This is a genomic window from Jiangella ureilytica, from assembly GCF_004348545.1.
Classification (GTDB): Bacteria; Actinomycetota; Actinomycetes; order Jiangellales; family Jiangellaceae; genus Jiangella; species Jiangella ureilytica.
Window position 1 is genome coordinate 1 of record NZ_SMKL01000149.1, and the last position, 1893, is coordinate 1893.

The 1893-nt window shown below is 74.3% G+C and carries 4 protein-coding genes; 2 read left to right on the plus strand and 2 right to left on the minus strand.

The window, feature by feature from the left end; all coding sequences use genetic code 11:
* Both E1212_RS29040 and E1212_RS29045 read right to left on the minus strand, forming a co-directional pair.
* Positions 1–597, minus strand: a 597-nt coding sequence (locus E1212_RS29040; protein ID WP_131989019.1) for a DUF2231 domain-containing protein, incomplete at its 3' end; no start/stop codon positions are given.
* A gap of 73 nt (positions 598–670) precedes the next feature.
* A complete protein-coding gene (locus E1212_RS29045) occupies positions 671–1162 on the minus strand; it encodes a GNAT family N-acetyltransferase (RefSeq protein WP_131989020.1) in 492 nt (163 codons plus the stop codon).
* 74 nt (positions 1163–1236) lie between these two features.
* Here E1212_RS29045 and E1212_RS29050 point away from each other — a divergent pair, with 74 nt between their 5' ends.
* Positions 1237–1596 carry a holo-ACP synthase gene (locus E1212_RS29050; protein WP_131989021.1) on the plus strand — a complete coding sequence of 120 codons (360 nt, stop codon included), beginning with the start codon at positions 1237–1239 and terminating at the stop codon, positions 1594–1596.
* Positions 1597–1643: 47 nt separating this feature from the next.
* Positions 1644–1893 (plus strand): NAD(P)H-hydrate epimerase (locus E1212_RS29055; RefSeq protein WP_420814453.1); only part of this gene is annotated, 250 nt, incomplete at its 3' end.

A 1893-nucleotide genomic window follows, 5' to 3' on the forward strand; every position in this document is an offset into this window, starting at 1 on the left:
GGTGGGGGGTTGGGCGAAGGCGGGATGGCGGCTGCCGACCTTGCGGGCGAAGGCGAGGTGGCTGCCCAGGAACCCACCGGCCCCGGCCGCCGTCAGCCCGGCGAGGCCGAGCAGCACGCCGAGCCGGTGCCGGCCCGCGCGGCGCACGGCGAACGAGCCGGAGTAGAAGGCCAGAGCCGTCACGTTGCTGGCGGCGTGGACCACGCCCACGCGACTGGCGGCGCCCTCCGTCCGGCCCCACTCGGCGACGCCGGTGACGGCGGTGGGCACCGCCGCCACCAGCCCGGCCCCGACGAGGTACTGGGCAGCCGGACGGACGTCGCCCCGGCCGGACAGGTCCAGGAGCGCGGCCGACGTCCAGGCGCCGACGGGGACGTCGGTCAGGAACGGGTGCACGGCGTGACCCAGCCAGTCACCGTGGAGGAGACCCCGGATCCGGGGGGACGAGAGCAGCGCGCCGGCGACGGCCTGCAACGGTGTGTCGTAGCGCTCGGGCACGGGGCTCTGCTCGAGCCGCTGGGCGAGCCGGACCGCCCACGGCGGCGAGCCGGACCCGAGCACGTCGTCATGCCTGGGGACGGGTGCGGTGTCGGTCATCGTCGACCGGTACCCGTTTCCATGATCCTCACCGGTCACGACGGCCCAGCGGTGGGTGCCGCCCGTCCGCAGGTCAGGAGAAGTCGCTCGACAGTAGGTCCATCACCAGGCCGTCGCGGCCGGTGATCATGCCCACGGGGCGGAAGCCCACCGCGGCGTAGCAGCGGATGGCCACCTCGTTCGTCGCCGCCGTCTCGACGACGATGCGGTGGTGGTCGCACTCGTCGAACAGGTGCCGGGCCAGCGTGCCGACGGCGTCGCGGCCCAGCCCGCGGCCGTGCAGGTCGGGGTCGAGCAGGATCTCGATGCCGGCGTGGCGGTCGCGCGGGTTGTCGACCTCCCAGTACTGGATCAGCCCGGCGATGCGCCGCCCCGCCAGGATCGTGTACCGCGTGGTGGAGCTGTCCTCGAGCAGCCAGCCGTCGCCGAGACCGTCCGGATCCCACCACAGCTTGACCTCGGGCGTGCTGATGATGTGCAGCAACATGGGCACGTCGTCGGCCCCCACCGGGCGCAGAACGACGTGCTCGCCGGCCAATCCGCCCACGAGAGTCAATTCGCCCATAGGCGCGAGTGTAGGTCGACCGTGCCGTATCGGCATGCGGAACGCCGGGCGGTGGTGGCGTCTAGGGTGGGGACGTGATCGTGGGCGTGGGAATCGACGTCGTCGACGTGCGGCGGTTCGCCGAGACTCTGGAGCGGACGCCGCGCCTCGGCGTCCGCGTCTTCACCCCGGCCGAGCGGTCCCGCTCCATCGCCTCGCAGGCCGCCCGGTTCGCCGCTAAGGAGGCGCTGGCCAAGGCCCTCGGCGCACCCAAAGGCCTGCTCTGGCACGACGCCGAGGTGGTCAGCGACGCCGACGGCCGGCCCTGGTTCGAGGTCCGCGGGACGGTGAAGGAGCGCTGCGAACTGCTGCGCGTCGACACCGTCCACCTGTCGTTGTCGCACGACGCCGGGGTCGCGTCGGCCATCGTGATCCTCGAAGGGGGCGGCCGGTGAGAACCGTCCACACCGTCGAGCGGGTCCGGGCCGCCGAGGACGCGCTGATGGCCCGGCTGCCCGCGGGTGCGCTCATGCAGCGGGCGGTGGCCGGCCTGGTGACGGTGTGCGCGCGGCTCCTGCGCGAGGCCGGTGGCGTCTACGGCGCCCGCGTGGTCGTGCTGGCCGGCGGCGGCAACAACGGCGGCGACGCACTCTGGGCCGGCGCCCGGCTGGCCCGCCGCGGAGCGCATGCCGACGCCGTCCTGCTGGATCCGGCGAAGGCGCACGCGGAGGGCCTGGCGGCGTTCCGGGCCG

Bases quoted from the DNA above. Each gene is read 5' to 3' on its own strand.
- E1212_RS29045 (WP_131989020.1), bottom strand. From the start codon at position 1,162: ATGGGCGAATTGACTCTCGTGGGCGGATTGGCCGGCGAGCACGTCGTT.